Source organism: uncultured Tenacibaculum sp. (genome assembly GCF_947499065.1).
In the GTDB taxonomy this organism is placed as follows: Bacteria; Bacteroidota; Bacteroidia; order Flavobacteriales; family Flavobacteriaceae; genus Polaribacter.
This window is the reverse complement of record NZ_CANMMT010000009.1, coordinates 66,766-92,531: the sequence shown is the minus strand read 5'-3', so window position 1 is coordinate 92,531 and position 25,766 is coordinate 66,766. Positions and strand designations below refer to the sequence as shown.

At 29.3% G+C, this 25,766-nt stretch carries 30 protein-coding genes; 21 read left to right on the top strand and 9 right to left on the bottom strand.

Annotation, left to right across the window (positions count from 1 at the left end; translation table 11 throughout):
- The first annotated feature begins 140 nt into the window (after positions 1-140).
- The 20 genes from Q0958_RS15950 to Q0958_RS15855 all read left to right on the top strand — a co-directional run bounded on the left by Q0958_RS15950 (position 141) and on the right by Q0958_RS15855 (position 15,965).
- Positions 141-1,340, top strand: a complete 1,200-nt coding sequence (locus Q0958_RS15950; RefSeq protein ID WP_299124828.1) for a redoxin domain-containing protein — start codon at positions 141-143, stop codon at positions 1,338-1,340.
- 129 nt (positions 1,341-1,469) lie between these two features.
- On the top strand, positions 1,470-2,129 hold the full coding sequence (locus Q0958_RS15945) for a DUF6000 family protein (RefSeq protein ID WP_299124826.1): 660 nt from the start codon (positions 1,470-1,472) through the stop codon (positions 2,127-2,129).
- Positions 2,130-2,203: 74 nt separating this feature from the next.
- Positions 2,204-2,821, top strand: coding sequence for a hypothetical protein (locus tag Q0958_RS15940; RefSeq protein WP_299124824.1), 618 nt, complete (start codon positions 2,204-2,206; stop codon positions 2,819-2,821).
- A gap of 185 nt (positions 2,822-3,006) precedes the next feature.
- Positions 3,007-4,020, top strand: a complete 1,014-nt coding sequence (locus Q0958_RS15935; RefSeq protein ID WP_299124822.1) for a hypothetical protein — start codon at positions 3,007-3,009, stop codon at positions 4,018-4,020.
- 139 nt (positions 4,021-4,159) lie between these two features.
- The gene (locus Q0958_RS15930) at positions 4,160-4,933 is read left to right on the top strand and encodes a hypothetical protein (protein ID WP_299124820.1); all 774 of its coding nucleotides are present in this window, start codon (positions 4,160-4,162) and stop codon (positions 4,931-4,933) included.
- A gap of 140 nt (positions 4,934-5,073) precedes the next feature.
- Positions 5,074-5,736: a hypothetical protein gene (locus tag Q0958_RS15925; RefSeq protein WP_299124817.1), complete on the top strand. Its 663-nt coding sequence runs from the start codon at positions 5,074-5,076 to the stop codon at positions 5,734-5,736.
- Between the two features lie 128 nt (positions 5,737-5,864).
- Positions 5,865-6,545 (top strand): hypothetical protein, encoded by a 681-nt coding sequence (locus tag Q0958_RS15920; RefSeq protein WP_299124815.1) that lies wholly within the window; start codon positions 5,865-5,867, stop codon positions 6,543-6,545.
- Positions 6,546-6,628: 83 nt separating this feature from the next.
- Entirely contained in the window at positions 6,629-6,838 is a 210-nt protein-coding gene (locus Q0958_RS15915) for a hypothetical protein (protein ID WP_299124813.1), read from the top strand.
- 13 nt (positions 6,839-6,851) lie between these two features.
- Positions 6,852-7,412: a hypothetical protein gene (locus Q0958_RS15910; RefSeq protein WP_299124811.1), complete on the top strand. Its 561-nt coding sequence runs from the start codon at positions 6,852-6,854 to the stop codon at positions 7,410-7,412.
- A 154-nt stretch (positions 7,413-7,566) separates the two neighbouring features.
- A complete protein-coding gene (locus Q0958_RS15905) occupies positions 7,567-7,968 on the top strand; it encodes a hypothetical protein (RefSeq protein ID WP_299124809.1) in 402 nt (133 codons plus the stop codon).
- Between the two features lie 153 nt (positions 7,969-8,121).
- Entirely contained in the window at positions 8,122-9,138 is a 1,017-nt protein-coding gene (locus Q0958_RS15900; protein ID WP_299124808.1) for a hypothetical protein, read from the top strand.
- Positions 9,139-9,195: 57 nt separating this feature from the next.
- Positions 9,196-9,657, top strand: a complete 462-nt coding sequence (locus Q0958_RS15895) for a hypothetical protein (RefSeq protein ID WP_299124807.1) — start codon at positions 9,196-9,198, stop codon at positions 9,655-9,657.
- 140 nt (positions 9,658-9,797) lie between these two features.
- The gene (locus tag Q0958_RS15890) at positions 9,798-10,757 is read left to right on the top strand and encodes a hypothetical protein (RefSeq protein WP_299124806.1); all 960 of its coding nucleotides are present in this window, start codon (positions 9,798-9,800) and stop codon (positions 10,755-10,757) included.
- Between the two features lie 136 nt (positions 10,758-10,893).
- Positions 10,894-11,472, top strand: a complete 579-nt coding sequence (locus Q0958_RS15885) for a hypothetical protein (protein WP_299124805.1) — start codon at positions 10,894-10,896, stop codon at positions 11,470-11,472.
- Between the two features lie 90 nt (positions 11,473-11,562).
- On the top strand, positions 11,563-11,952 hold the full coding sequence (locus Q0958_RS15880) for a hypothetical protein (RefSeq protein ID WP_299124804.1): 390 nt from the start codon (positions 11,563-11,565) through the stop codon (positions 11,950-11,952).
- Positions 11,953-12,098: 146 nt separating this feature from the next.
- Positions 12,099-12,725 carry a hypothetical protein gene (locus Q0958_RS15875; RefSeq protein ID WP_299124802.1) on the top strand — a complete coding sequence of 209 codons (627 nt, stop codon included), beginning with the start codon at positions 12,099-12,101 and terminating at the stop codon, positions 12,723-12,725.
- A gap of 152 nt (positions 12,726-12,877) precedes the next feature.
- A complete protein-coding gene (locus Q0958_RS15870; protein ID WP_299124800.1) occupies positions 12,878-13,513 on the top strand; it encodes a hypothetical protein in 636 nt (211 codons plus the stop codon).
- Positions 13,514-13,669: 156 nt separating this feature from the next.
- Positions 13,670-14,230, top strand: coding sequence for a hypothetical protein (locus Q0958_RS15865; RefSeq protein ID WP_299124798.1), 561 nt, complete (start codon positions 13,670-13,672; stop codon positions 14,228-14,230).
- A gap of 174 nt (positions 14,231-14,404) precedes the next feature.
- Positions 14,405-15,025 (top strand): Crp/Fnr family transcriptional regulator, encoded by a 621-nt coding sequence (locus Q0958_RS15860; protein ID WP_299124796.1) that lies wholly within the window; start codon positions 14,405-14,407, stop codon positions 15,023-15,025.
- A gap of 73 nt (positions 15,026-15,098) precedes the next feature.
- Positions 15,099-15,965, top strand: a complete 867-nt coding sequence (locus Q0958_RS15855) for a hypothetical protein (protein WP_299124794.1) — start codon at positions 15,099-15,101, stop codon at positions 15,963-15,965.
- A 75-nt stretch (positions 15,966-16,040) separates the two neighbouring features.
- On the opposite strand, the gene Q0958_RS15850 is transcribed toward Q0958_RS15855, so the two are convergent.
- From Q0958_RS15850 to Q0958_RS15840, 3 genes are all read right to left on the bottom strand, one after another.
- A complete protein-coding gene (locus Q0958_RS15850; RefSeq protein ID WP_150900872.1) occupies positions 16,041-16,298 on the bottom strand; it encodes a hypothetical protein in 258 nt (85 codons plus the stop codon).
- Positions 16,299-16,392: 94 nt separating this feature from the next.
- Positions 16,393-16,704, bottom strand: a complete 312-nt coding sequence (locus Q0958_RS15845) for a thioredoxin family protein (RefSeq protein WP_150900871.1) — start codon at positions 16,702-16,704, stop codon at positions 16,393-16,395.
- Between the two features lie 84 nt (positions 16,705-16,788).
- Positions 16,789-17,430 carry a peroxiredoxin gene (locus Q0958_RS15840; protein WP_150900870.1) on the bottom strand — a complete coding sequence of 214 codons (642 nt, stop codon included), beginning with the start codon at positions 17,428-17,430 and terminating at the stop codon, positions 16,789-16,791.
- A 322-nt stretch (positions 17,431-17,752) separates the two neighbouring features.
- Here Q0958_RS15840 and katG point away from each other — a divergent pair, with 322 nt between their 5' ends.
- Complete coding sequence (gene katG / locus Q0958_RS15835; RefSeq protein WP_299124789.1) at positions 17,753-19,954, top strand: catalase/peroxidase HPI; 2,202 nt, start codon at positions 17,753-17,755, stop codon at positions 19,952-19,954.
- A 66-nt stretch (positions 19,955-20,020) separates the two neighbouring features.
- Here the strand turns inward: katG and Q0958_RS15830 are convergent, their stop codons facing one another.
- The 6 genes from Q0958_RS15830 to Q0958_RS15805 form a co-directional block, all read right to left on the bottom strand.
- A complete protein-coding gene (locus Q0958_RS15830; RefSeq protein ID WP_150900868.1) occupies positions 20,021-21,184 on the bottom strand; it encodes a sigma-54 dependent transcriptional regulator in 1,164 nt (387 codons plus the stop codon).
- Entirely contained in the window at positions 21,177-21,785 is a 609-nt protein-coding gene (locus Q0958_RS15825; protein WP_299124786.1) for a hypothetical protein, read from the bottom strand. The genes Q0958_RS15830 and Q0958_RS15825 overlap by 8 nt, the downstream gene beginning before the upstream one ends.
- Positions 21,786-21,878: 93 nt before the next feature.
- Complete coding sequence (locus Q0958_RS15820; RefSeq protein WP_299124784.1) at positions 21,879-22,577, bottom strand: hypothetical protein; 699 nt, start codon at positions 22,575-22,577, stop codon at positions 21,879-21,881.
- 1 nt (position 22,578) lies between these two features.
- The gene (locus Q0958_RS15815) at positions 22,579-23,403 is read right to left on the bottom strand and encodes a mechanosensitive ion channel domain-containing protein (protein ID WP_299124781.1); all 825 of its coding nucleotides are present in this window, start codon (positions 23,401-23,403) and stop codon (positions 22,579-22,581) included.
- Positions 23,404-23,488: 85 nt separating this feature from the next.
- A complete protein-coding gene (locus Q0958_RS15810) occupies positions 23,489-24,811 on the bottom strand; it encodes an ABC transporter permease (protein WP_299124780.1) in 1,323 nt (440 codons plus the stop codon).
- 3 nt (positions 24,812-24,814) lie between these two features.
- Positions 24,815-25,744, bottom strand: a complete 930-nt coding sequence (locus Q0958_RS15805) for an ABC transporter ATP-binding protein (protein WP_235276000.1) — start codon at positions 25,742-25,744, stop codon at positions 24,815-24,817.
- Between the last annotated feature and the right edge of the window lie 22 nt (positions 25,745-25,766).

The window sequence follows — 25,766 nt, the reverse complement described above, 5'->3', positions numbered from 1 at the left end:
TTGAACTCCTAAAACTGAAAAAGAAAGATAAAAACAATGCTATACTTACATTTATTTTAATCCCATTTAAAGCCAGTTGGCTTTAAATAACTAAAAAGTTCAACCTAAAATTAAGTTAGCAATAATCTAAAAACTGAAAAATGATAAGGAATTTTCTACTACTAACTTTAATAATTTGCATAGCTTCTTGCAAAAACAAAAACGAAATAGCTGAATTAGGAAAACCAGTACCAAATTACACGTTTAAAAATATTTTAAACAGTAAACAAAAACAAATTTCACTACACAATTTAAAAGGAAAACCAGTTATATTGGAATTCTGGGCTACTTGGTGTGGACCTTGTATTCCAGCAATGAAAAAATTAGATAGTATACAAAATCAATTTGAAAATGAAATTGAAATTATAACTATCTCAAATGAAAGTAATGAACGTTTAGAAAAATTTATTAAAAGCTCAAAAACATCGTTAAGAATTGTTTCTGATACCACACATTCAAAAAACTTTAAATTTAATGTTGTACCACACTCTATTATCATAGATAAAGAAGGTATCGTTAGAGCTATTACGAATCCAGTAAACATCAATAAAGAGGTCATTAAAAACTTCATAACTAACAATGAAATTAATTTAGAACTAAAAGATGATTTCTACATTGATCCAAATTTAGAGGTTAAAACAATAAAAACTATTGCTAATTCAAATTATACTATCGAACTAAAAGGGTATGATCAAGAAAAAAGAGGCGGGTCAAAATTTTTAAAAGATACTGAAGGTAATATAAATGGAGTTGAAATGTGGAATAGTACAATTCCTAGACTTTATCAAACTTTATTTGATGTAGCCTCTCCAAGTAGAATAATTTTTAAAGACAGTTTAAGTGAAAAAGATTTCCCTTATGAAAAAGAACATAAATATAATTTTATGATTCAAGTTTCTGAGAAACACCAACAAAAATGGAGAGAAATTGGAATTGATTTTCTTAATAAAAACTTTGACTTCAATGCTAAAATGGGAGTTGACTCTTTAGAATGTTACACACTAAAAAACATTGATAACTCAATAAAGCCATCCAATTCAGAAGCAAAAGAGTTTATGTTTATGGGAACAATTTTAAAAGCTAAGAAAATTAAAATATCACAAATAGCTGAATATTTAGAAAACTTTACCTCAATTCCTGTTTTAGATAAAACAAACTTAAATGGATTGTATGACATAAATTTTGAATGGCAAGCCGAAGACCCAAAAACAATACATACTGAACTGAAAAAATACGGTTTGGAATTAATAAAATCAAAAGAGAAATTACCTGTCAAAATAATGGAAATCTATAAGAAATAATTCTTGTTGTTTCCTTAAACATCTACAGAATACAGTTAATATAAAACTTAACATCTATTTATAAGTTGACTATGAGTTTATAAAAGTTTTATTTATATAAATAAGTTGCACACTGTTTTAAAATAAAAAATGGACGAAAAAACAAAAAAACAAATCGAACTACATTCTGCTGGAGCAACCATAAGACACTTAAGTTCATTTGAGGAATTGGAACATTACTCAAACGAAAAAGAGCTCGAAGTTGATTTTATAAAAAAATGGTGTGTCCCGTTTTATATGTTTCAAATAAATAATACAAATGAATTTATAGAAAAACTTGAACCGATAAAAGCCGATTTGAATACTGAAGTGGTTAAGGGTTTGCTTGGCGATTTTAATTGGAGAACGCGAATAGTCGGAGCATATTTTTCTATGATAATGGATTTAAAAGAAGTTGAAGATATCATTGGAACACACCTTTTAAAAAGTCAAGTTTGTTATGCTGGAACAGGCTATTGTTTAACTTTAGCTTCTTTCAATACTCAAAAGGGAATTGAATATCTAAAAAAATATCTTGACTATTACTTAACTCAGAAGCATTTATATTTCGACCAAACAGACGCAATGTCTGCTCTAAAATGGACTGATCGACTTAATGGAACAAATGAAATAGAAAAATATTTGGATTTATATGAAGATTGGATACCCAACAAGTATTCTTATGATTTAGAAAAATCATTTAAAGGATTTGAAAGTCAGATGGAGAGTTTAAATCAAATAAAAATAAGTTACAATAAAAAGCAATCATAATTACGTTAGGTTCAATTAACTCCAAATCTACTGCTTAATTAATATTCTATTTCATTTTTAATCAAGACTATTAAATGAGAACTTATCCAGAAAACATAAAAGAGCTTGAAAAAAAACACAATTTTGTTTTTCCAATAAATAAACAAAAATTAGAAAGCATTCGTAGTAATATCATTTTGCGTCATGATCTTGCTTTTTTATTTTTAAAATCAAGAATATTAAATTCTTTGAAAGAACGAAATGATTTTAAAAACGAAGCATCTCTCGATTCATTTTTAGACAAAAGAATTGCCAACAAAGACAGAATTAAAATTTATAATACAATAAAAAGCCAAATTCCTCTACCTCTTAAGGAGGATAATAAGTTGTTTTTATATTCTTTGCTTCTTCTAGGTGCTTTTCTTCTCCCCTGGCTTGTCTATGCAATAATTGTTTCTAAAGAAGAAATTCTTATGCTTTTCTCATTAGCTTATCCTAAACTCTTTATGGCTCTTTTTTTACTAGGAACCTTAATTGTAGTTGGTTTTGATCATATACTCGGGCATTTTTTAAAAAATGAGAAACCGTCAATTAATACAAGGGCTTTAACAATTAGAGACTTCATTTGTAGTTTAATCGGAGACAACAGACAAGATATTAAAGAAAAATTTGAAATAATTTTTAAAAGTGATATTGCGAACTTAAAGCAATAAACAACATCTATAATTAATTGCATCGCCAAACTAAGTTTAGTACATTGAACCCCAAAAGCAGAAGAAGAAACATTAAAAACAATGCTATAAACTTTAACACTTAGTATCTACTTATATATTTGCTTATGATTCCCTAAAATTCCTCTTATAAATAAGTTTTCAATAATTAAACAAAACAATAAATAATGAAAAAAATATTTAGACTATTCATAGTTACATTAATAACTATTAATTCTTATAGTCAAAGTTCTGAAAAGGAATTCCAAAAAATTAAAAATGAAATAACTAAAGATTTTTCAACTATAAAAAGTGATTCTTTCAATGAGCTTATACCTTTCGAAATCAATAGTAAATGGGGATATTTAAATAGTAAAACCAAAGAAATAATAATTCCACCTAAATATGGAAAATTAAACTTTTTCAATCCAACAATGGAAGGCTATTATAAAGGCGAAAGTTTTACCGTGAGAAAAAATGGAGTAATCAATTTTGAAGGAGATAAACCTGAAAAAGAAAGCTACATAATGGAAGTTGATGAATCTGAAGATACCTCTAACATTAAAATCATTTCTTCCTCTGATGGATATAAAGGTTTTAAAATAGACGAAAATGGGAATTTATTAAACTACTCTGATATATATTACAATAGTGAAGAACATTCTTGGAATATTAGACCTTTTCAATTTAAAGGCAAATACTTCGCTATAGTTAAAAATAAAAATGGAAAATATGGGGTTATTGATAAATCTGGAAAGACATTAAAAGGATTTAATTTTAAATACAAGGAAATTTCTTTAAATAAATTTGCTAAAGACAAAGAAAAATTGTGGTTTTTTGTTCAAGAGAACAATGATATGTGGAGTTTAAAAAGCAATAAAAATAAAACGAAATTTAAAAACAAATTAATGGCTAATCCTATTACTTCAAGTCATTTATTTGGGTTTTCAAGTATTGAAAATAAAGACAAACAAGGAATTTTTGATTGTTATAATTTAAAATGGAAAATAAAACCTCAAAAAGAAAAAATTGGTGGATTATATTACAGTAGTGATACAAAACTTGACAAAAACAATCCACTCGACAGAAAAAAGGCAAAAATATACTATTCCTTCTCTTATAAAGATGGATTTGAAGAATACTCTTACACAACTTATTTTATTAATTTAAAAAAGGAAAAGTTTAAACCTAAAGTTAAATAAACTATTGCCAACAACGTATATAATTCATTACTAACACTCAATTAATTAAACAAAATAGGTAAGTATTATCTATTCGAATTTTATTTATTAAATCAGTTAGTAAAGCATAAATAACAGTCAAAGTATTACTAAGCATTAGATGAAATACGTAATTAAATTAATATTCATACTATTTTTAATTTTTAGTTGTTCTAGAGAAAATAAGAATAAACCTAAAAATAACTTTACAAAAAAAGTTGAATATCGAATTATGATTTCTGAATATCTTGAATCTAAAAAGTATGAACCAACTCTAATTTTTAATAATCCATATTATTCAAATAAAGAATCTAGTATTAGACTTGATGATAATGAAATCAAATGGGAGAAAAAAGACAATGCATTAGAAATTATAATCAATGGAACTAAAATAAATACTTCAAAAAAAATTACTCTGAATTATAATTATGGAAAAAGTGTTGACAGTGTAAATTTTGCAAATAACATTAGACAAATTAAGCTTTATAAATCCGATTCTATACTTGGCTTTGTACTTACCAATGAACCTTGTACAGGTCTTGGTTGTAGAATAAATTATCAATTGATTTATGATTTGAAAACAAAAAGTGAAAGTTATTTTGGAAGGTTTCAAACAGGTTTTGAATTTGAGTTATATGATTTCAATCAAGATTCAAAAATTGATTTTTTAAGTAAGACTTTCTATGGCAGAAATGAACAAATGATTGACACAATAGAATTTATAATGTATAGTCAAACTAAAAAAGGAAATTTCCAAGAATTTAAAACAGAATCGCAAAATAGATTTTATTTCAAGCATATTTATCCACAAGTTTATCCTGAACGAAATAAAAACTTTTTAAAAGAGAAATTTGAACAGAATTGGATTGAAAAAATAAATAATGATGCTAGCTAACAATTTATTACCGCTATTTCCATGAATTCGCGCACTTTCAAACCTAATCGGAATTACTAAAAAAACTTAACACAAAAATATTAATCACATACAAAACTCGTATCAAATGGTTATACATGACCATTCGTAATAATTTAAAAATGAAAAAATTAACATTAATCATACTATTAACTAGTTTTACACTATTCGGACAAAAGAAAATTAATCAAACTGAATTAGTAAAAGATTTAACTATTTGGAAAAAACAAAACAATAAAATGAGTGGATCACTCTGGATTCCAAATAGCTATTGGAAAATTGCTCTTGAAGGGAATACTAACATCCCTAAAAACACAATTGAAATGCTTGAAAAGGCTTTTGAGGATTATGTTCTTATATGCATAGTTGATATCAATATTGGTGCAAGAGGGAATATGACTTTTAAAACAAAAACTGAATTGGGTGAGAGTCTTTCTTTGATAGACTCTAACAATAAAGAATATAATTTTTTGAATGAAAGTGAAATCTCCTACAATACCAAAAGTCTATTAAAAAATATAACTCCTATGTTTTCACAAATGTTTGGAAAAATGGGAAAAGGAATGCATCTTTTTCTTTTTAAAGTAAAAAACAACAAAGGGGAAAATATTATTAATGAATTTAAAAAAGGGAGCTTCATAATTAAACATTCTCAAAATAAATTTACTTGGAATTTACCGCTCTCTTCTCTTATAGATAAAAAGAAATGTCCAGTAGACAACAATGAAATGAATGGAAACTGGAACTTTTGTCCCTTTCATGGAAAAGAATTAGTAGCTAAATAAAACTATTATTAACAATATCTATATTTAATTGCTATTCTAAAAACTATAAACTTTAATACCAAAAACCTAGTTAGTTTCTTATAACACTAACTTTAGTTTAATATATTGAACTTATAAATTTAAAAGCTATGAAAAAAATTAAAATACTGATTTTATTAATATTTACAACGACACTAGCCTATTCCCAACAAAAAGAGTTCGAAAAAGTATTAGGCAAAAAAAACATAGAAACTCTGAATTTCTTCTTAAATGATTTTGAAAATAATGTTTTAAAAAATAAGTACCCAAAACTTGAAATCAAAGATGCATACAAAGAGTTCTTAACAGAAATTGTGAAAGAAAAAATAACTTTAAAAAAAGTGGTCTCAACAAAAATGAAAAACACTTTTAACAAAAGTATTTTAAAAAAACACATTTTTTGTATTTCTGACTCAGTTTATGTTGGTAAATCTAATTTTGCTAATAACAATAAAAAAGCAGTAATAACTAAATACAAGTGCTTAAAAGCTAACAACAAAGTAATAGAAACAAAATCAGAATTTTATTTTCACAAAGAATTAGAAAATATTGAATCAGTTATTCAAAGAGCAAAGAATAGCGATCAGCCAAATCTGGTTGGTCTTTTTTTAAAAGCTTTGAAAGCAATAAAAGTTAAATCGAACTTTATTAAGTATTATATAGATTTTACTGAAACCATTGGAGATTATTGGCATCCCATAATAATGTCAGACTCTTTATTAAAAAATCAAATTAATTTAGATAACTATATAATTAAGAGGTTAATATTAATTAATATTATCTACAGATAACTTTCTTAAATATATTTAAACTCTATCAAGCTCATTTGCAACAACAACCTAAGTTTAGTAAATTAAACTCCTAAAAAGTAAAAATGACATTCGACCGAACAGGAATAATACTATACACTAAAGAGTACCTAAAATGTGTTGACTTTTATCAAAACATTATTGGACTTTCTAAAATGTTCGAAACCGAATATCTTACTTGTTTCAAATTTGGAGAAGCATATCTTATGGTAGAGCTTGATAGTGAACAAACTGACGAGTTAAACAAAACTGAAAGAATAAAAAATTGTAAGTAATTAGCGAAAGTCTATGAAAATTCTAATTTCAATATTAATACTTAGTGTTTTTACTTCTTGTAAAAAAGAACCTAAAACTGAAAAAAACATTGAATTATTCACGAACGGATTGAAGTATAGTCTTAATTTTTCTAAAGCTAAAAATCAAAACGGAAAATTAACAGATTTTGAATTTGAAATAGATACACTTGAAAAGATTAAAAATGTAAGGTTTTATAAAGATTTGGAATTTTACAAACTGAATTTATCTTTCTACGATTCTCTGTTCATTGGCAAAAGAAATGATACTATTTTTACATTTGATCGTGGACTGGATTTCGTTGAAGTACTTTTAATTTTAAACAACAGAAATAAATCGAATCTTGGGAGAATTGGACATGATTTTGGAGTTGAATTATTGAATTCAAATGACTCTACATATAATTTTAGATTGAATGAATTAATAGACTCTAATTATCACGATGTACCTTATAAAGCAACTAAGTACCCCGAAAAGATTATTAGCCAAATTAAAACCGATTTAACTGGAAAAATTATTGAAATCAAAATAAAAGATAACAAATTGATAGAATAATAACTTACAACAAAGTATAACCGCAATTACAGCGGTTTCGATTACGCCCGAATCTACTCGGAATTGCTAAAGTCAGTGCTAAGTCGAAAATTAACGCATATTAACTAGTAATTGACGGTTATACGATACCTTTGTAACACATTTAAGTAGACTGATGAAAAAATTAAAAAACGGATATAAAATATTAGCTAAAAAAGTATTTCTTTTTATTGGAGCAATATCGATACTTACGAGTTGTGAATATTCATATAGGTATTCGTATAGAATAACAAACAAATCTAACTCAATAGTTGGTGTACATCTTAAAACATTCAACATTGATTCTACCTATATTATTCCAAATGATTCGACAATACTTTTATTCAACACGACCCATGGAATTGAATCATTTGGAGGACCATATTTTGATGATGTCAAAAATGATATAGACGAACTCATTGTTAAAATGGGTAAGGGTGCTTCAAATCGTGATTTTTTAAAAAATGAGAATTGGAGTTTTGATAAAGGAAAAGGGACATATTCTACGATTATAAAAAAATCTGATTTTGATAAATAAAACATGTTACAACAAAGTATAACCGCAATTACGGCGGATTCGACTACGTCCGAATCCACTCGGAATTGCGAGCGTCAGTGCTTAATCGAAAAACAGTAATTTAAAACCCGTAACTGACGGTTATACGAGACCGTTAGTAGCAATTTGCTAAAAATGAATGTAAACAAAATTGAAGATTTTAAGGAACTAAAAGGAGATATTGAAATCAATACTTTAGAGGAATTGATTTTTCAATTGTTGAACCTATTTTCCATTAACAAAACATCTTGGTTAATTGGTATAGAGTTATTAAATGACCTAATCAGCCTAAAAAGACAGGACGGTTCTGTGTTATCCAATAAAATAGGTAAACCTATACTTAATTGGATTGATTCAAAGTATGATAATAATGTATTTAAAGATTTTTCTGGAAGTTATAGTTCTGACGATGAAGAATCAAAACAGATAGTTTTTATAATGGACTTAACTCTTGATACTATCTTTAAAATTAATCATAATACAGATGTTCTGCCCTTTTTAAAATTGAAACTAAAAAAATCATCTAGCGAATATGAATCATCAGAAATTAATAATATAATCGATTGGATTAAAGAAACAAAAGCAAATCCTGAATCGAAAATTTCGGATGATATATTAGATCAAGTTTTGTTTAGAGCGGATAAATATTTTGAAGAAGAATATAACTCTAAAAATTTTGATTATCTATTCTGTGGATTAAGAGAAACAATTCAGGAATATAAATTATGTTACTCCATTCATTGGTGTCTGAAGTCTGAAAAATATATTTCAAATGTTAAAAGAACTGGATGGATTGGAGCTGGTTCTCTAATGATTGCTAAGAAGTCTGACAAATTTGAAAGAATGGGGTCTAATCCTTTTGTAGACTGGGTTTATCTTTTTGAATTGGATATTCAAAATTTAGAAGAATATTTTCATTTAGAAATTCCTTACAAAAAGGAATATTTATCAAAACTAAAATCAGTGATTAAATGTTCAAGTCAGGAACTTTTAAAAATGGTTAATAATGAAGAAAAAATAATTTACACCGAAAAAAAAGCTTGGTGTGATCATTTTCCAGAGTTTCAAAATATTGCGGACGAACTAAACCAAGTAGGTATCGAATGCCAAGTTGAGATTAAAACAAGAAAAAAAGCTACTAACAATGTATAACAAATCATAGCTGCCTGACGGCAAACTACGCTTGCTATACGAGACTTTGTACGTAATATGAAAAAGAGGAATACTTATTTTTTGATACTTATTGGTTCAATGATATTAACTTCATGCAATCGAGATTACTCAATTAGCAGTTTCGATTTAGCGTTTACAAATTGGTATGGATCAGAAGGATTTATGTTAAAGTATGTCATTGATAAGGACAGTGTAAGAATTCATTACGATTGTGATTTTGAGAACTGCAAGGACACAATTATCTATAATAGAAAATTAAGTAAAAAAGAAACTTATAACTTCTATGAAAAACTAAAAGAATTAAGAACAGATACACTTAAGAAATTCTATATAGGAGAATATCTTCATGGTAGACAAGTTCTTGAAATTAGTGGAGATAGTTTAGAATCAAAAAAAGTCATTTTAATGAGTGGTTATTATCATCCAGTATTAGAAAAATTAACTATAGAAATTGATAAGTTATTACAAAACGAAAAATATCTAATTAATAGAAGATAAAAATACTACGTACAACAATGGCTATAATTCAGTGCTAATACTAGCCCAAGAGGACTTTTTATCTGTGATTTATTTACTATTTTAGCTATTAAAATACACAACTACTCATAGCCGAGACTCTTAGCTACAATGCTCACCGAATGCACGAAAAAAAAGCAAAAGAAATCATAAAAAATTATGTCTTAGAAAATTTTGATGATAGATGGTATCCTGGCCCAACATATCTCGAAGAATACTCAGATTTTTTTCAATTTTATATCAATTCTAAAAAGATTATGAAAACTGGAGATTGGCATCATGGTTTTGTAGGCTTAGGAATTGGTTATATTAGTAAAAAACATGAAGAAATAGTACAATATGGTTCTGCTCCTGGACCAATTAACTCAAGAGAAAACTTTTTAAAAACAGAATATAAATTAAGTGTAGCCAGAACCAAGTATTCCATACAACGTGGTAACTATTTTTATAATATAGTACTTGAAAATATAACAGATAAAGAAAAGGCATCCAAATACATTGGCACACTTGATGTAGACCCTGAGTACTCATTATTAAATGAAATGAAGGAGCATAAAGTTTTTGAAATCCATTCTATTATAGCTTTTCGTTTATTGAATTTACTTTATTTCAATGTTATTGATCCGTTTTGCAAGATTACCTATGATAAGATCATAATTAAAGACAAAACAATTGAACAATCTGATTATGCTCCATTAAGACCATACTCTTATTTATACGATTTTTATAAAGAAGATATTCTTTTTCAAAAACACATGTTAGATAAAATCAAAAAACGTTATCCTACATTTAGGATTGATGAATGTTATACCTCAAAAATAACTAACATACATGATATCGATAGGTTACATCAATATTTACCAATCGCAGGTTTTAGATATTATGGAGAAGATGATCAAACTGGATTTATTGGATATGTCTTAGAATATTCCGATGATGAAATCCAACAAATGATACTAGACAATAACATAGCTTTCGAATTTGTAAAAGGAGAAGATATAATATTTTTCTTATTCATGAACTCAATTACACCATTTTGCGAAATAGAACTTAATGTATTGAATAATGAAAATGGACAGTAGTTAACAATGTATAACCACTATTACGGCGGATTTGACTACGTCCGAATCCACTCGTAATTGCTAAAGCCAGTTCTTTATGAAAATTTATTACCTTTAATCCCGTAACTGACGGTTATACGAGACCGTTATCCAACATTTGAGAAAAACAAAACCCTACATATTATCATTAATTATTATTCTGACTTTCAGTTGTAGAAAGGAATCTAAAACTGAAATAAAGAAAAGCATTGATTTAGATTTAAAAAAAACAACTGAATTGATTACTCAAGTTCTGATAGATAAAAATGATTCTTATCTATCATCAAGTTGTATTTCCGAAAATCAAAAAGCATTTACAAGTTCAGACTTTTTGTATTATGAAGAAAAAGCTAATAAATATCTTAATATAAAAGATAGCTTACATTTTAAGACGCAAGAAAAATTATTCAATGAATTTAAGATAATAAAAGAACTAACTCTGAATAAAAAAATCATAACAGAAAAGCAACATATTGAATTAGAATCTAAACGTGAATTTTGGAAATGGATTGATATTAATTGCGAAAAAGGATATTGTTCAATTTCTAAACCAATATTCAATGAAAACTATGATTTAGCATACATCGTAATTTTTAGAAGATTATTTGACTTTGATTCAAGTGGAGAAATATTAATTTATGAGTTTAAAAATGGGAAATGGAAAGAAAAAGAACAAATTGAAAGATGGATAAGTTAAAAAACATTAGGTAACACCGTATATAATTTAGTGCTTAAGCCACGCAACAAACCATATACAAAACCGTTGTGAATAATTTGAGAAAAGAATATGAAAATAATTTTACTGACTTTATTAATTGGGGTTTCAAACATCCAAACAAACCAAGAAAAACCTATTAATAAATGGATTCAAGAGATCATTGACGAGATGATTGAAATGAATGACCTTGAAAAATATAGCGAAAAAGAAATCCCATCTGACATAAAATTAAATTTTATTATGGTGGAATCAGTGAAAGATATAAAAATTGAAAATGGAATTATAACTATGCTCGTGAATCACGGAACTGGAAAATTTTGTACGGAATTGAAATTCAAATACGTGGAAAAAGGCAAGAATTTTTATCTGATTTTCGATGAACCCAAAACGAAAACAATACTCGGAACTGAAAGGAAATTTATTAACCCGTGGATTGAAAAAAATAAAATATGTGAATAAAAACTATGCACAACAATGTATAACCGCAATTACGGCGGATTCGACAACGTCCGAATCTACTCGGAATTGCTAAAGTCAGTGCTAAGCCAAAAATTAACGCATATTAATCCGTAATTGACGGTTATACGAAACCGTTGTGCTTAATTATGAAAACAGTAATAAAATCAATCTTTCTGCTAATAATCAACTTCTCGTGTTTTAGCCAAAATACCGGAAAAGAAAAGCTGAATTTAGTATTTTATGATGTTTGTACAAATAAAATAATTAAACCTGAATTTGAAATTGATTCATTTCCTGAATTGAACTATAAAACGGTAACAATTTTTCCAAAACGTGGAGATTTAATTGGACAATATTCAACAATTATAAAAACAAATAGTGATACAATTAGAATTCCTAAAATTCTGTTCTCTTTTAAAAGTGTATTACATTCAAGAAAATGGAATTATCTGAATTGTGAAAAAGTTTGCGATGGAACTGAAACTGATTTTTACTCAAATGGAAATAAAAGACTAGTAGGAGAATTTAAAAATGGAAGACCAATTAAAATAAACGAATTCAGAAAAAACGGAAAATTACTTACACAAACTTTTTACGAAAATTACACTCTGAATTACGTGCGTGTGAATTACTTCGACGAAAGTGGAGAGTTAAACGAATACGAAATTTATAAAAACAAGAAAAGGAAAACGATAATCAGAACGTTTGACAAAAATGGAAATCTGATTAATAAAGAAACTAAAAAGAAATATATTAAACGAAAAAATAACTAAGCACAACAATGTATAACCACTATTACGGCGGATTTGACTACGTCCGAACCCACTCGTAATTGCTAAAGCCAGTTCTTTATCAAAATTATTACCTTTAATACCGTAACTGATGGTTATATGAGACCGTTGTGCATCATTTGAAAAACCAAATTTTGAAATATTTTAAACTGATTTTACTCTTGACTTTTTTAAGTTCGTGTTCAACGAATAAATCAGTTGTTGGTTTATATGGTAAATGCGGAAAAAGTTATTTTGCTTGCACTCAAATTGAACTAAAATCTGATAACACTTTTGAATATTATATTTTTTACGATGTTGGTGGTGGAAGTGTTTTAAAGGGAACTTGGAAAAGAGTTTCTAAGGATACTGTCGTGATAAACACTTTCAAGCAACCTAAATTTCCTAAAACGACATACATTGGAAAAGTAAATCCAAACCTAAAAGGGAAAGTAAAAATTCGAATATCTGATAAAAACGGCTCTTTGGGAGCTTCTAATATTTTTATAAATGACAGAGCACAAATTAAAGCCACAGATGAAAATGGAATTGCTGAATTTCAGGGCAATTCGATAAAAAATATTGAATATAGTTTTTTGAGTCAGAGCGAAAAAATTGAAATTGACAATCCGAATTATAATGAAATTGACGTTTTAATAAAAGATTTGGACTTGAATGCAATACCTGAATTTATAACAAACGAAAAGGTTATTTTTAAATGGAATAAAATAATAATGGACACAAGTTATGTTTATAAAAGGACAAGTCTGAAAAATAAACAATGGAAATAAAAAACGAACACACAACAATGGCTATAAGTAATTGCTTGTTCTCGCTTAATTCTGAAAATTCTCGCAGATTTTCAGTTTGATGTGTACTTACAAAGTTAAGTACTACTCCACGCAACTACCCATAGCCGAAACCGTTATAACAAGATTAATCAACATATGAAAAAGATAATAGTACTATTAATAATATTCAATTCATTAAATCTCACAGCTCAAAAACGTACAGAAATATTCTTTCGTAACTTTGTTGAATGCTTTTATCCTCATAAAAATAAAGAACCTATAGTTCTTTATGATAATTTTAATGGAAAAAAAATAGCAAAACTCCCTCCTTTAAACAAGCTTCATTGTTGGTATAAGTTCGCTATATCCGATTCAAAAAAAGGTTGGCTAAAAATTGAAAATATCATTGTTCTACCTGGTTGTGAAAATCATGAATTAAATAATAATATTGGAAAATTTAAAAATAAGTGGGTATTAGCAAAAGACATGAAGATTTTTCTACCCGATTTAGGGCCAGACTCAGGAATCAAAATGAATTTTTATGAAAACCCAGATAAAAAATCAAAAGTAGTTTTCACTGCTACTGACTATTTATCAACAGAATTAATTGCTGTTTCAGGAACATGGGCTAAGCTAAAATTTATATATAAAGGAAAAGAAATTATTGGTTGGCTTGAAAGAAAGTATCAATGTGCATATCCTTGGACAAATTGCTAAACTTTCTTAATAGAATATACTCCAATTACAAGAAACCAAGATAGTAAGGTCCATACCAATAAGACTCTAAACTGACAGCTACATTATGCTCTATAACATTAGTAATAAGATAGCAGTAAAATAAAAAACTGAAAGCAATTTTATCTAATTTTGCAGTTAGGTAGATAAAAATAAATGATAGAGAATTTTATAAATCAATTAGGAATAACAGAAGAAACATTACAAAACGAACTTCGAGAAATTGCTAGTATAAGCACGCATCAAAAAGGAGAATTCATCATTAAAAACAATCAATACATAAAAGTATTAAAAATTGTATTGAAAGGAAAAGTACGAGTATACCAAGAAAATGAAGACAGAGAAATTCTTATCTACTATTTAAATGCTATGGAAGCCTGTACCCTATCGCTTTCAGCTTGCTTTGAAGATTGTAAAAGTACTGTAAATGCTATTGTAGAAGAAGAATGTACCCTCATAAACATTCCAGTGCGATTTGTAAGAGATTGGAATTTTAAATACAAATCCTGGAACACATTTACTACCAAAACATTTAGAGAAAGCTACAATCACTTAATAAATCAGTATGCCAACTTAGCCTTCCAACCCTTAAAAGATCGTTTGTTCGATTATCTCCTTGCAAAGGCAGATAACAATATTGTAAAAAAATCACACCAAGAGTTAGCCAGAGAATTAGGAACTACACGAGAAGTTATTTCCCGCTTATTAAAGAAGTTAGAAAAAAATAAACAACTCCATTTAGGACAAAAAGAAATTGTTTTACTAAATAATTCCTAAGCTTGTGACAAAAGGCACAGGTATGCCGCCTGCAATCTATTTTTCTTTGTATCGGATATAAAACACAATCGATATGAGAAATTTAAGAGCAAGAATACTTACGGTATTATTAGGAGTAAGCGCCTTAACTTTTGGACAAAACACCCAAGCATTTTCAGCATACAAACCAACTGCACAACATAAAGTAGCCTTAGAAGTATTAAAGGCAAGCAAAGAATGGATTACCAACTTTAACAAAGGAAATGCAAAAGCATGTGTAAATGGTTATACACAAAATGCGGTAATGAATGCCCAACCGTTTGGAGTTAAAAAAGGGAAAAAAGAAATTTCAGAATTTTGGACGCCTTTTATACAATCGGGAGCTACCAATTTAATTTATACCAATGTACAAATAGAAGTAGCTAATAAAACAACAGCATTCTTATCGGCAAACTGGAGTATGAATGTAGGTAGAGGAATTATTTATCAAGAAAAATGGGTGAAAAAAGAAGGAAAATGGTTACTAAGCTACGATAACTTTGAGGTTTTAGAGAAATTTAAAACACCACAAGAAAATAAAACAAATCCAGTAGCAAGTCATATAGCATTAGAAGAAGTAATTAAAGCATCGATACAATGGATTCAAGGATTCAATGCAGGAAAAGGAGCTGTATGCGGTAATGGATATTCAGAAAAAGCAACTATGAATGCAGTACCATTTGCATCATTAAACGCTAAAAAAGACATTCAAGGATTTTGGACACAATTAATAGCCAAAGGTGCTAAGAACTTAATATATAACAATCCAATATTTACAGCTAAAACAGCCAACAGTGCTACCTTATCATCACAATGGAGCATGAATATTGGAGAAGGAAAAATTTACCTAGAAAAGTGGGAAAAGGTAAATGGGGAATGGTTGTTAACTTACGATGAATTTCAAGTATTAAAGCAATACTAATAATTCATCTACAACAACTGTAAACAAAAAATCCCGAGTATCATACTCGGGATTTTTATATAGTATAGGTTTAAACTATTTATCAATTGATCCTAAAACACGTTTCATAAAATTATTCAACGCTTCTTTTTTAGGGGTACCATCTTTTACCATTTTATCAACCTCAATAGCACCGTACATATTCGATATTAACTCACCTATAACGTCTAACTCCTCATCTTTTAAAGAAGGAACTTCAGTTAAAGCTTCTAAAGTTTCAATCGTTTCTAGTACGTAATCTTGGTCGTTTTCTTCAATAAAAGAAGTTAAGTGTTTAATAACTGGTAATTTCATATTATTATTTTGTCATTGCGAAGCAAATAGAATTTGCTGTGGCAATCTGTTAGTTTAAAAAAGATTACTTCACTACGTTCGTAATGACGTTTTATTATGCTACTACTTCGTTTACCAAGTCTTTTAAAACATCAAACTTGTTCGTTTGAACTTGGTTTACAAATTTACCATCTACAAAAGTTGCAAACGTTGGTAAGTTACTTACATCTGCTAACTTTCTACTTTCAGGAAACTTTTCAGCATCAACAATTACAAAAGCAGTGTCTTCATTTTCAGAAGATAACTTTTTAAATTTTGGCTTCATAATACGGCAGTTACCACACCAAGTAGCCGAAAATTGTACTACTACTTTTGAGTTGCTTGAAACGATTTCTGTTAAATTATCTTGACTTAATTCTTGTACCATAGTTTATATTGTTTCCGAAAGGAGCTCGTGCTCGACCCCTTCACTTATCTCACACGAACTTGATTCCTTTCTTTTATTATTATATTAGTTTACAGCTAAATATTCTGCAGTAGCTTTGGCGTTAGGTTGCATTGCTTCTTTACCTTCTTCCCAGTTTGCTGGACAAACCTCACCTTTTTCTTGTACGTGAGTGTAAGCATCGATTAAACGTAAAAACTCGTTTACGTTACGACCAACTGGCATGTGGTTTACACCTTCGTGAAATACAGTTCCTTCTTCGTCAATTAAATAAGTAGCTCTATAAGTAACGTTATCACCTTCAACTTGTACAGTTTGAGTAGCTTCGTCAAATACTTCATTAGTAATATCTAAAATACCTAAGATTGAAGATAAGTTACGGTTGCTATCTGCTAATAAAGGATAAGTAACACCTTCAATTCCTCCGTTATCTTTAGATTGGTTTAACCAAGCAAAGTGTACTTCAGGAGTATCACAAGAAGCTCCAATTACCATAGTGTTTCTTTTCTCAAACTCACCTAAAGCTGCTTGGAAAGCGTGTAATTCAGTAGGACAAACAAAAGTAAAATCTTTTGGGTACCAGAATAATAATACTTTCTTCTTGTTGTTTGCTGCTTCTTCTAAAACATTTAACTTAAAAGTATCTCCCATTTCGTTCATTGCATCAACGCTTAAATTTGGGAATTTCTTACCAACTAATGTAGCCATTTTATATTATTTTAATGATTAAAAATTTTTTTACAGCGGCAAAGATATTTTATTCTTCAAGCTTTAAAAGCTTAAAAACAACTTTATTTTTTTATTCCACTATAGGTTTTTTCGATGTGGTAAAAAACAGTCAAAAACAGCCTCCAAAAAACCACAATTTTGCACTTCGCTACATAAACAAAATCAATTACTTAGGGCGTTAACCATAAAAACAAACAATCACAACAATAACATTAACTTATAATTAAATAAAAAATATAGATAAAAATTATTCAATGATTTATCGTAAATTTGAGTGCAACAACTTACAAAACAATATATTATGGAAGATAAACACGCACACGGGGTTTCTGGAGACATTACAAAATGTCCATTTATGGGAGGAACTCAAAAAGAAACTGCTGGAGGAGGAACTCGAAATAGAGATTGGTGGCCCAACGAATTAAAGTTAAATATTTTAAGGCAAAATGCTGCAAAATCGAACCCTATGGATCCCGATTTTGATTACGCTGCTGCCTTTAATAGTATAGACTATAATGCACTTAAAAAAGATTTGATCGATTTAATGACTGATTCGCAAGATTGGTGGCCTGCCGACTATGGTCATTATGGTGGATTTATGATTCGTATGGCTTGGCACAGTGCGGGAACTTATCGTGTTGGAGACGGTCGCGGAGGAGCAGGTTCAGGAACACAACGTTTTGCTCCTTTAAATAGTTGGCCAGATAACGGAAACTTAGATAAAGCACGTTTATTATTATGGCCTGTAAAGAAAAAGTATGGAAATAAAATTTCTTGGGCAGATTTAATGATTCTTGCAGGGAACTGTGCTTTAGAATCTATGGGCTTTAAAACTTATGGTTTTGCTGGTGGTCGTGAAGATGTATGGGAACCAGAACAAGATATTTACTGGGGAAGTGAAACAGAATGGTTGGGTAATGAAGATCGATATGCAGACGGTAATTTGGAAAGCGATTTAGGAGCTGTACACATGGGACTTATTTATGTAAATCCAGAAGGTCCAAACGGAAGACCTGATCCTGTTGCCTCTGGTGTTGATATTAGAGAAACTTTTGGGCGTATGGCAATGGACGATGAAGAAACGGTTGCTTTGGTAGCAGGTGGTCATACCTTTGGTAAAGCACACGGAGCTGCAAATCCAGATACTTATGTCGGTGCAGAACCAGCAGGAGCTGCTATAGAAGAAATGAGTACAGGTTGGAAAAACAGCTTTGGAACAGGAGTTTTAGATGATGCAATTACTAGTGGTATTGAAGGAGCTTGGACGCCAAATCCTACACAGTGGGATCACGATTATTTTGATGTACTATTGAACTACGATTGGGAATTGACTAAAAGTCCAGCCGGAGCACATCAATGGACACCAACCGCTGCGTCGAATGCTCGAATGGCACCAAAAGCAGGTGATCCTAACGGAAAGCAAGCTCTAATGATGACTACTGCCGACATGGCTTTGAAAATGGATCCTGCTTATTTAGAAATATCAAAGCGTTTCCATAAAGATCACAAAGCTTTTGAAGATGCTTTTGCTAGAGCTTGGTATAAATTAACGCATCGTGATATGGGACCTGTAGCCTTATACTTAGGGCCTGAAGTTCCTACTGAAGAATTAATTTGGCAAGACCCTATTCCTGCTGGAAATACCTTATCTGATGCTGAAGTAGCTACTTTAAAAGCTAGCATTGAAGCTTCTGGATTAACAATTTCACAAATGGTAACTACTGCATGGGCATCTGCTTCTACTTTTAGAGGTTCAGACAAACGTGGTGGTGCCAACGGTGGACGTATTCGATTAACTCCTCAAAAAGATTGGGAAGTAAACAATCCTGCTGAATTGGCTAAAGTTTTAGCGGTTTATGAAGGAATTCAAAAAGACTTTAGTGGAACTGTTTCTATTGCCGATTTAATTGTACTTGGCGGTTCTGTTGGTATTGAATTAGCTGCTAAAAATGGTGGACATACTGTAACTGTACCATTTACTTCAGGAAGAGGTGATGCTTCTCAAGAACAAACAGATGTAGTTTCTTTTGGCTATTTAGAGCCAAGAGCCGATGGTTTTAGAAACTTTATAAAAAGTGATTTAAATGTTGCTGCTGAAGAACTATTAGTTGACAAAGCCAACCTATTAACGTTAACCATTCCTGAAATGACCATATTGGTTGGTGGATTACGTGTTTTAGGTACGAACTATGATGGTTCTGACTTTGGTGTATTTACGGATGCTGTTGGAACATTATCTAACGATTTCTTCACCAACATTCTTGACTTTACCTACACTTGGAAAGCGGCTTCTTCTAGCGACAAAGAATTTATTGGTAGAGATAGAAGAACGGGAGCCATGAAATTTTCAGCTACTAGAGCCGATCTAATCTTTGGTTCTAATACTGAACTAAGAGCCATTGCTGAAGTATATGCTGCCGATGACGCAAAAGAAAAATTTATAATCGATTTTATTGCAGCTTGGACCAAGGTAATGAACCTTGATCGTTTTGATGTAAAATAGAATTTTGTTTGTTAAATAAAAAAAGGTGATCTGAACGATCACCTTTTTTTATTCATTATTGTTTAGCTATTTACTAGCAAACAATTTTACATCGTTTTTAGAAACTGTTTTTTCTCCTAAAATAATTAAACGCTCTACTACGTTTCTCAACTCACGGATATTTCCAGTCCAATCGTATTCTTGTAATAATGTTATTGCCTCTTTAGAAAACTCCTTTTTAGGCATCCCTTGTTCCTTAGAAATCTTATCGGCAAAGAAGTTTACCAATAAAGGAATATCGCCTCTTCTATCATTTAAAGCAGGAACTTTGATTAAGATTACTGCTAAACGGTGATATAAATCTTCACGGAAACGTCCTTCAGCTATTTCCTTTTTTAAATCTTTGTTGGTTGCAGCTACAACTCTAACATTTACTTTAATATCCTTATCCGAACCTACTCTCGAAATTCTATTTTCTTGTAAAGCACGTAATACTTTTGCTTGTGCTGACAAACTCATATCTCCTATCTCATCTAAGAAAATAGTTCCTCCATTAGCTGCCTCAAACTTACCTGCCCTATCTTTATTAGCTCCTGTAAATGATCCTTTTACATGACCAAATAATTCGCTTTCTATTAATTCCGATGGAATTGCAGCACAGTTTACCTCAATCATTGGTGCTTTTGAACGATCTGATTTTTCGTGCAACCAGTGTGCAACTAATTCTTTTCCAGTTCCGTTAGGTCCTGTAATTAAAACACGTGCATCGGTAGCGGCTACTTTTTCAATAATATCTTTAATATGAGTAATTTCATCACTCTCACCAATCATTTCGTAGCTCTTACTCACCTTCTTTTTAAGGCGCTTGTTCTCTACAACTAACTCTGTACGATCTAAAGCATTACGAACTGTATTTAATAACCTATTTAAATCTGGTGGTTTCGATATATAATCAAAAGCACCTAAACGCATAGTATTAACAGCAGTATCTAAATCACCGTGACCAGAAATCATAACCATTGCAGTTTCTGGTTTTAGTTTTTTTGCTTTTTCTAATACCTCAACACCATCCATTTTTGGCATTTTAATATCGCACAATACTAAATCGTAATCTTTATTCTTAATCATTTCAATTCCAGCCAAACCATCTTCAGCCTCCTCTACTTCATAAGCATCATTCTCTTCTGTAATGATTTTTTTTAAAACTCTACGGATTGCCGCTTCGTCTTCTATGATTAATATTTTACTCATCCTCTTTTAAATTTTGTTTTATTATCTCCAGAATTTCTTTTCTATTGTTTTCAAAATATTCTCCATCGTAAGAAATGAAAAGGTATTTATTATTCTTTTTTTCAAATCTAAAGAGTTTTTGATTTTTAATTATTTTATAATTATTAAAATCTTCCCAAAGATATGATTCCTTAGTCTCCATACTTGATAAAATGCCTCTGTCAGTTACATATAAAAATGTACCCATCTCTCTAGAAAATACACCAATTATAAACTGTATAATTTGAGGAGCAAAAACTACTAGTACAAAATTATCATTAAAATCCTCTCTCAAATTCACAAAACTTGACCATTCTACTAGTTTTGATAGAAGAAAAAATAACAATAAAAGAAAAACTAAATCCAGATATTTTCTATGAAAACGTTCCAACTCACCTATTTCAACTAACTGTTTTCGTCTTAAAAGATACCTTATAGAATCACTTAAAATAAAAAATGAATATAAAAAGCTTAAGAAAGTTGAGACTTCAAAATCATATTTATATCCTATTAACATATATAATAAAATTGATATGGCAAAAACTATACCTAATGTTTTTTTAAATGAAAAATTTAATATCATAGCTGTTTTATTTCTTCATAATTACTCCTTTGTAATATAGAATATTTCTTTCAGGAAATAGCATTCAAATACTATACTCTCTAAATAATTGATTTATTTTAAATCGGTTAACTCATTTAAATTAATTTTAAAATAAGTAGCATGTTTCTCTCCTAACCTTAGCACTTTAAAATAAGCTACTTTATTTAAAATATAGTAATTTTCTATTTCTCTTGCATTTAGTGAAAAACCAAAATATTTATTATTCTCAATATTATAGTACTCAAATTCATCATCCCCATAATAATGATTTAATGAAATCAATTCATTCTTATTTAAAAACATTGGGTTATTAGAAAGTTCAAAAACTTTACACGAATCTATGTTTAGTATAATTGTATGCCATGTTTCATAACCGTTAACAACAAAAAACAAATTACCTTCAATAGCATAAGATTTAAAAAATTCAAAATCCCTATCATTTGTTAATGATTTAAAGTTTTTAATTACTTCCTTTCTATCTAACCCTATTATTTCTATAGAATCTTTAGAATGAACTTTAATTAAGTTTGGGTATTCTTTTGCTATTTCCCTGATATCTTTTATTGATTGCTCCTTATAGTTATTATAATAATCTTCAGAAAACTTAAATCCTTTGTCTATCTTTTTCGAAAACTCAGACTTATTAATAAAAACAATTTTACTAAACTCTTTTTTATTTATCTGTAAAAAAATAGAATCTCTTTCCTGACCAAAACAATAGTTAAAACTATATAAAACTAGAAAACTAATAATTAAAAACTTAACCTTCATATTATTCCTTTATAATATGAACATCTCTTTGCGGAAATGGTATAGAAATATTATGTTCTCTAAACAACTGATCTATTTTAAATCGAATTTCACTTTGCGGAATTAATGCTTGAAAACTATCATTTAAAGTAAAAATCAACTTAAACTCTAATGCACTGTCTCCAAAGTTTTCAAATACAACTAATGGCGCTGGATATTCAAACACTTTTGGATGTTCGTTAGCAGCTTTTAATAACAGTTCTTTTACCAATTGAACATCACTTCCATAAGCCACACCTACCGATACACTTTCACGAGTAGTAGTTCCATTTTGAGTCCAATTATATAAACTATTCGATAAATATTTATGATTGGGTATTACCAGTACTTTGTTATCTATGGTAACTGCTCTGGTGGTTCTTAGTTTTATTTCCTCTACTCTACCTACTTTTCCATCAATTTCAATAATATCACCTACATGAACACTTTGATCAACAATAATGAAAATACCAGAAATGATGTCTTGGAATAAGGTTTGTAATGCCAAACCAACACCAATCAATAATGCTGCTGATGCTGCAAATATGGCTGTTACATTAACTCCTGAGGTGTTTAAAGTAGTTAGAAAAATAATTATATAAAGTAACCAACTTGCAAAAGAAAAAACAGTATCAAACTTATTTTTATCCTCCGTTTGTAATCTTTTTTTTACAAATCTTTTAAAATACTTTAGTAAGAACGATGCTAAAATTAATACAACTATAAGTACTAGAATCGATTTTACGCTTATACCTATTTCTTTATTAAATTGAAAAGTGTAGTTCAGTATTTTATTTAGTTCTTTCACAAAAATATATTTGTAGTAAATATATAATTTTAGTTAAAAAAAGCAGCTATCTTTTTCTGATAACTGCTTTTTACTATTTTGTTTTTTATCCGTTGTATTTAATCCATTTCCATAAATCTTTATAGCTCGGTTTCTTACCATACATTAAAATACCTACTCTATAAATCTTAGCTGCTACCCATACAATTAAGACAAACGTAACGACTAACAACAACATCGAAATTGCGATTTCCCACCAAGCAACTCCAAATGGAATACGCATTAACATTACTATTGGCGATGTAAATGGTATATATGAGAACACCACAGAAACTGGTCCATGAGGATCGTTTATTACAGTTGCAAAACCAACATATACTCCTAATATTAATGGCAACATAATTGGCATCATAAACTGTTGCGTGTCTGTTTCATTATCAACAGCAGCTCCTACAGCAGCAAATAATGAACTGTATAACATATAACCTCCTAAGAAATAGAAAATAAATAATAAGAACATTTTTAATAATGGTAACCTAAATATTTCCTGAATAATCATTTCACTTTTACTTCCAGCTGCTTGTTGCATAGCCTCCATTTGTTCTGGCGATACTTTTGCTGTTTGCATTTCCATCATATCTATTCCAAAAAATGAAGATGCTACTAAACTTACTATAAAGAATAAAATACCCCAAATAAAGAATTGTAACAATCCTGCCGAAGCATTACCTATAATTTTACCTAGCATTAACTGGAAAGGTTTTACTGAAGAAACAATTACTTCTATAATTCTACTTGTTTTCTCTTCAATAACACTACGCATTACAGATGTTCCATAAATCATTACAAACATCATTAATAAATATCCTGCTATAGCTCCTACTCCTATTTTTAATCCATTGATTAATTTAGACGACTTCTCTCCTGAGAAATTAAACATCTTAATATCTGATGAAATTTTGGATGCTTTAATATGTTCTAAATCTATTCCAAACTTATTTAACTTTTCGTTTCTAAGTTTCTTTTCTATTTTATTCTCTAAGCTTGCCATGATAGTCATACTAGGCGAATCTTTTGAGAAAAACTCAATTGAGTTTGCTAATATTTCTAAACTATCTTTTTTAGGAATGTATAAAGCTCCGTAATAATCTCCTTCTTCAACTTTCTTTTTAGAATCTTCGAGACCTAAAGCTGTAAAGTCTTCATATTTTACAGTTTTTGAATCTTTAAATACATCTTTTGCAAACAATCCTGACTCATCTACAAAAACGATTTTTTTAACTTTCTCATCGTTTTTCTTCATTAAGAAAAACACCAATGCTCCCATACCAATCATTAGTAAAGGACTTAAGAAAGTCATTACTATGAATGATTTATTTCTAACCTTAGCAATAAACTCGCGTTCTATAATTAACTTTAATCTACTCATAGCTTAACTGTTTTTATTTACTGCCTCAATAAAGATATCGTTGGCACTTGGTATTAATTCTACAAAATGTTGTACTTGTCCTTGTGTTGTTAAATACGATAATAAATCGTTTGCTGTATTTCCTTCTGTTAGTTTTACATTTAACTTCAAACCATCGTTTAATAATCTGAAATCTGCAGGTAATACTTTAAAGTTCTCTTTTAATTTCGCTTCTACCTCTTTTCCGTTTGAAGTATTTAAACCAACTTGAAAAGTATTAGTTCTAAATTCTTTCTTTATATCATCTAATTTACCATCTAATATTTTGTTAGACTTGTTAATTAGAGCAATATAATCACACATTTCCTCAACACTTTCCATTCTGTGTGTTGAAAAAATAATCGTAGCTCCTTCGTCTCTTAATTGTAAAATTTCTTTTGCTATTAATTGTGCATTGATAGGATCGAACCCTGAGAAAGGCTCATCAAAAATTAATAATTTAGGTTGGTGTAAAACAGTTACTATAAACTGTACTTTTTGAGCCATTCCTTTAGATAACTCTTCTATTTTTTTACCCCACCAAGCTCCTATATCAAACTTATCAAACCAATACTTTAAGCGTTTTTTAGCTTCCGATTTACTCAATCCTTTAAGCTGCGCTAAGTACAAAGCTTGCTCTCCAACTTTCATACTTTTGTACAAACCTCTTTCTTCTGGTAGGTATCCAATGTGCTCTATGTGGTTTGGAGCTAATTTTTCACCATCTAAAATAACGCCACCACTATCGGGCATTGTTATTTGATTAATAATTCTAATCAAAGATGTTTTTCCTGCACCATTAGGTCCTAAAAGACCAAAAACACTTCCTTTAGGAATGTGCATAGATACATTGTTTAATGCAGTATACTCCCCATAGCGTTTTACTACATTATTAATTTCTAATAAATTATCCATAGATTTTAAAGTTGATTAATTG

Bases quoted from the DNA above. Each gene is read 5' to 3' on its own strand.
- Q0958_RS15820 (WP_299124784.1), bottom strand. From the start codon at position 22,577: ATGAAGGTTAAGTTTTTAATTATTAGTTTTCTAGTTTTATATAGTTTT.
- Q0958_RS15900 (WP_299124808.1), top strand. From the start codon at position 8,122: ATGAATGTAAACAAAATTGAAGATTTTAAGGAACTAAAAGGAGATATT.
- Q0958_RS15895 (WP_299124807.1), top strand. From the start codon at position 9,196: ATGAAAAAGAGGAATACTTATTTTTTGATACTTATTGGTTCAATGATA.
- Q0958_RS15945 (WP_299124826.1), top strand. From the start codon at position 1,470: ATGGACGAAAAAACAAAAAAACAAATCGAACTACATTCTGCTGGAGCA.
- Q0958_RS15930 (WP_299124820.1), top strand. From the start codon at position 4,160: ATGAAATACGTAATTAAATTAATATTCATACTATTTTTAATTTTTAGT.
- Q0958_RS15805 (WP_235276000.1), bottom strand. From the start codon at position 25,744: ATGGATAATTTATTAGAAATTAATAATGTAGTAAAACGCTATGGGGAG.
- Q0958_RS15940 (WP_299124824.1), top strand. From the start codon at position 2,204: ATGAGAACTTATCCAGAAAACATAAAAGAGCTTGAAAAAAAACACAAT.
- Q0958_RS15875 (WP_299124802.1), top strand. From the start codon at position 12,099: ATGAAAACAGTAATAAAATCAATCTTTCTGCTAATAATCAACTTCTCG.
- Q0958_RS15925 (WP_299124817.1), top strand. From the start codon at position 5,074: ATGAAAAAATTAACATTAATCATACTATTAACTAGTTTTACACTATTC.
- Q0958_RS15825 (WP_299124786.1), bottom strand. From the start codon at position 21,785: ATGATATTAAATTTTTCATTTAAAAAAACATTAGGTATAGTTTTTGCC.
- katG (WP_299124789.1), top strand. From the start codon at position 17,753: ATGGAAGATAAACACGCACACGGGGTTTCTGGAGACATTACAAAATGT.
- Q0958_RS15915 (WP_299124813.1), top strand. From the start codon at position 6,629: ATGACATTCGACCGAACAGGAATAATACTATACACTAAAGAGTACCTA.
- Q0958_RS15950 (WP_299124828.1), top strand. From the start codon at position 141: ATGATAAGGAATTTTCTACTACTAACTTTAATAATTTGCATAGCTTCT.
- Q0958_RS15840 (WP_150900870.1), bottom strand. From the start codon at position 17,430: ATGGCTACATTAGTTGGTAAGAAATTCCCAAATTTAAGCGTTGATGCA.
- Q0958_RS15890 (WP_299124806.1), top strand. From the start codon at position 9,798: ATGCACGAAAAAAAAGCAAAAGAAATCATAAAAAATTATGTCTTAGAA.
- Q0958_RS15860 (WP_299124796.1), top strand. From the start codon at position 14,405: ATGATAGAGAATTTTATAAATCAATTAGGAATAACAGAAGAAACATTA.
- Q0958_RS15865 (WP_299124798.1), top strand. From the start codon at position 13,670: ATGAAAAAGATAATAGTACTATTAATAATATTCAATTCATTAAATCTC.
- Q0958_RS15850 (WP_150900872.1), bottom strand. From the start codon at position 16,298: ATGAAATTACCAGTTATTAAACACTTAACTTCTTTTATTGAAGAAAAC.
- Q0958_RS15830 (WP_150900868.1), bottom strand. From the start codon at position 21,184: ATGAGTAAAATATTAATCATAGAAGACGAAGCGGCAATCCGTAGAGTT.
- Q0958_RS15935 (WP_299124822.1), top strand. From the start codon at position 3,007: ATGAAAAAAATATTTAGACTATTCATAGTTACATTAATAACTATTAAT.
- Q0958_RS15810 (WP_299124780.1), bottom strand. From the start codon at position 24,811: ATGAGTAGATTAAAGTTAATTATAGAACGCGAGTTTATTGCTAAGGTT.
- Q0958_RS15910 (WP_299124811.1), top strand. From the start codon at position 6,852: ATGAAAATTCTAATTTCAATATTAATACTTAGTGTTTTTACTTCTTGT.
- Q0958_RS15920 (WP_299124815.1), top strand. From the start codon at position 5,865: ATGAAAAAAATTAAAATACTGATTTTATTAATATTTACAACGACACTA.
- Q0958_RS15845 (WP_150900871.1), bottom strand. From the start codon at position 16,704: ATGGTACAAGAATTAAGTCAAGATAATTTAACAGAAATCGTTTCAAGC.
- Q0958_RS15880 (WP_299124804.1), top strand. From the start codon at position 11,563: ATGAAAATAATTTTACTGACTTTATTAATTGGGGTTTCAAACATCCAA.
- Q0958_RS15855 (WP_299124794.1), top strand. From the start codon at position 15,099: ATGAGAAATTTAAGAGCAAGAATACTTACGGTATTATTAGGAGTAAGC.
- Q0958_RS15905 (WP_299124809.1), top strand. From the start codon at position 7,567: ATGAAAAAATTAAAAAACGGATATAAAATATTAGCTAAAAAAGTATTT.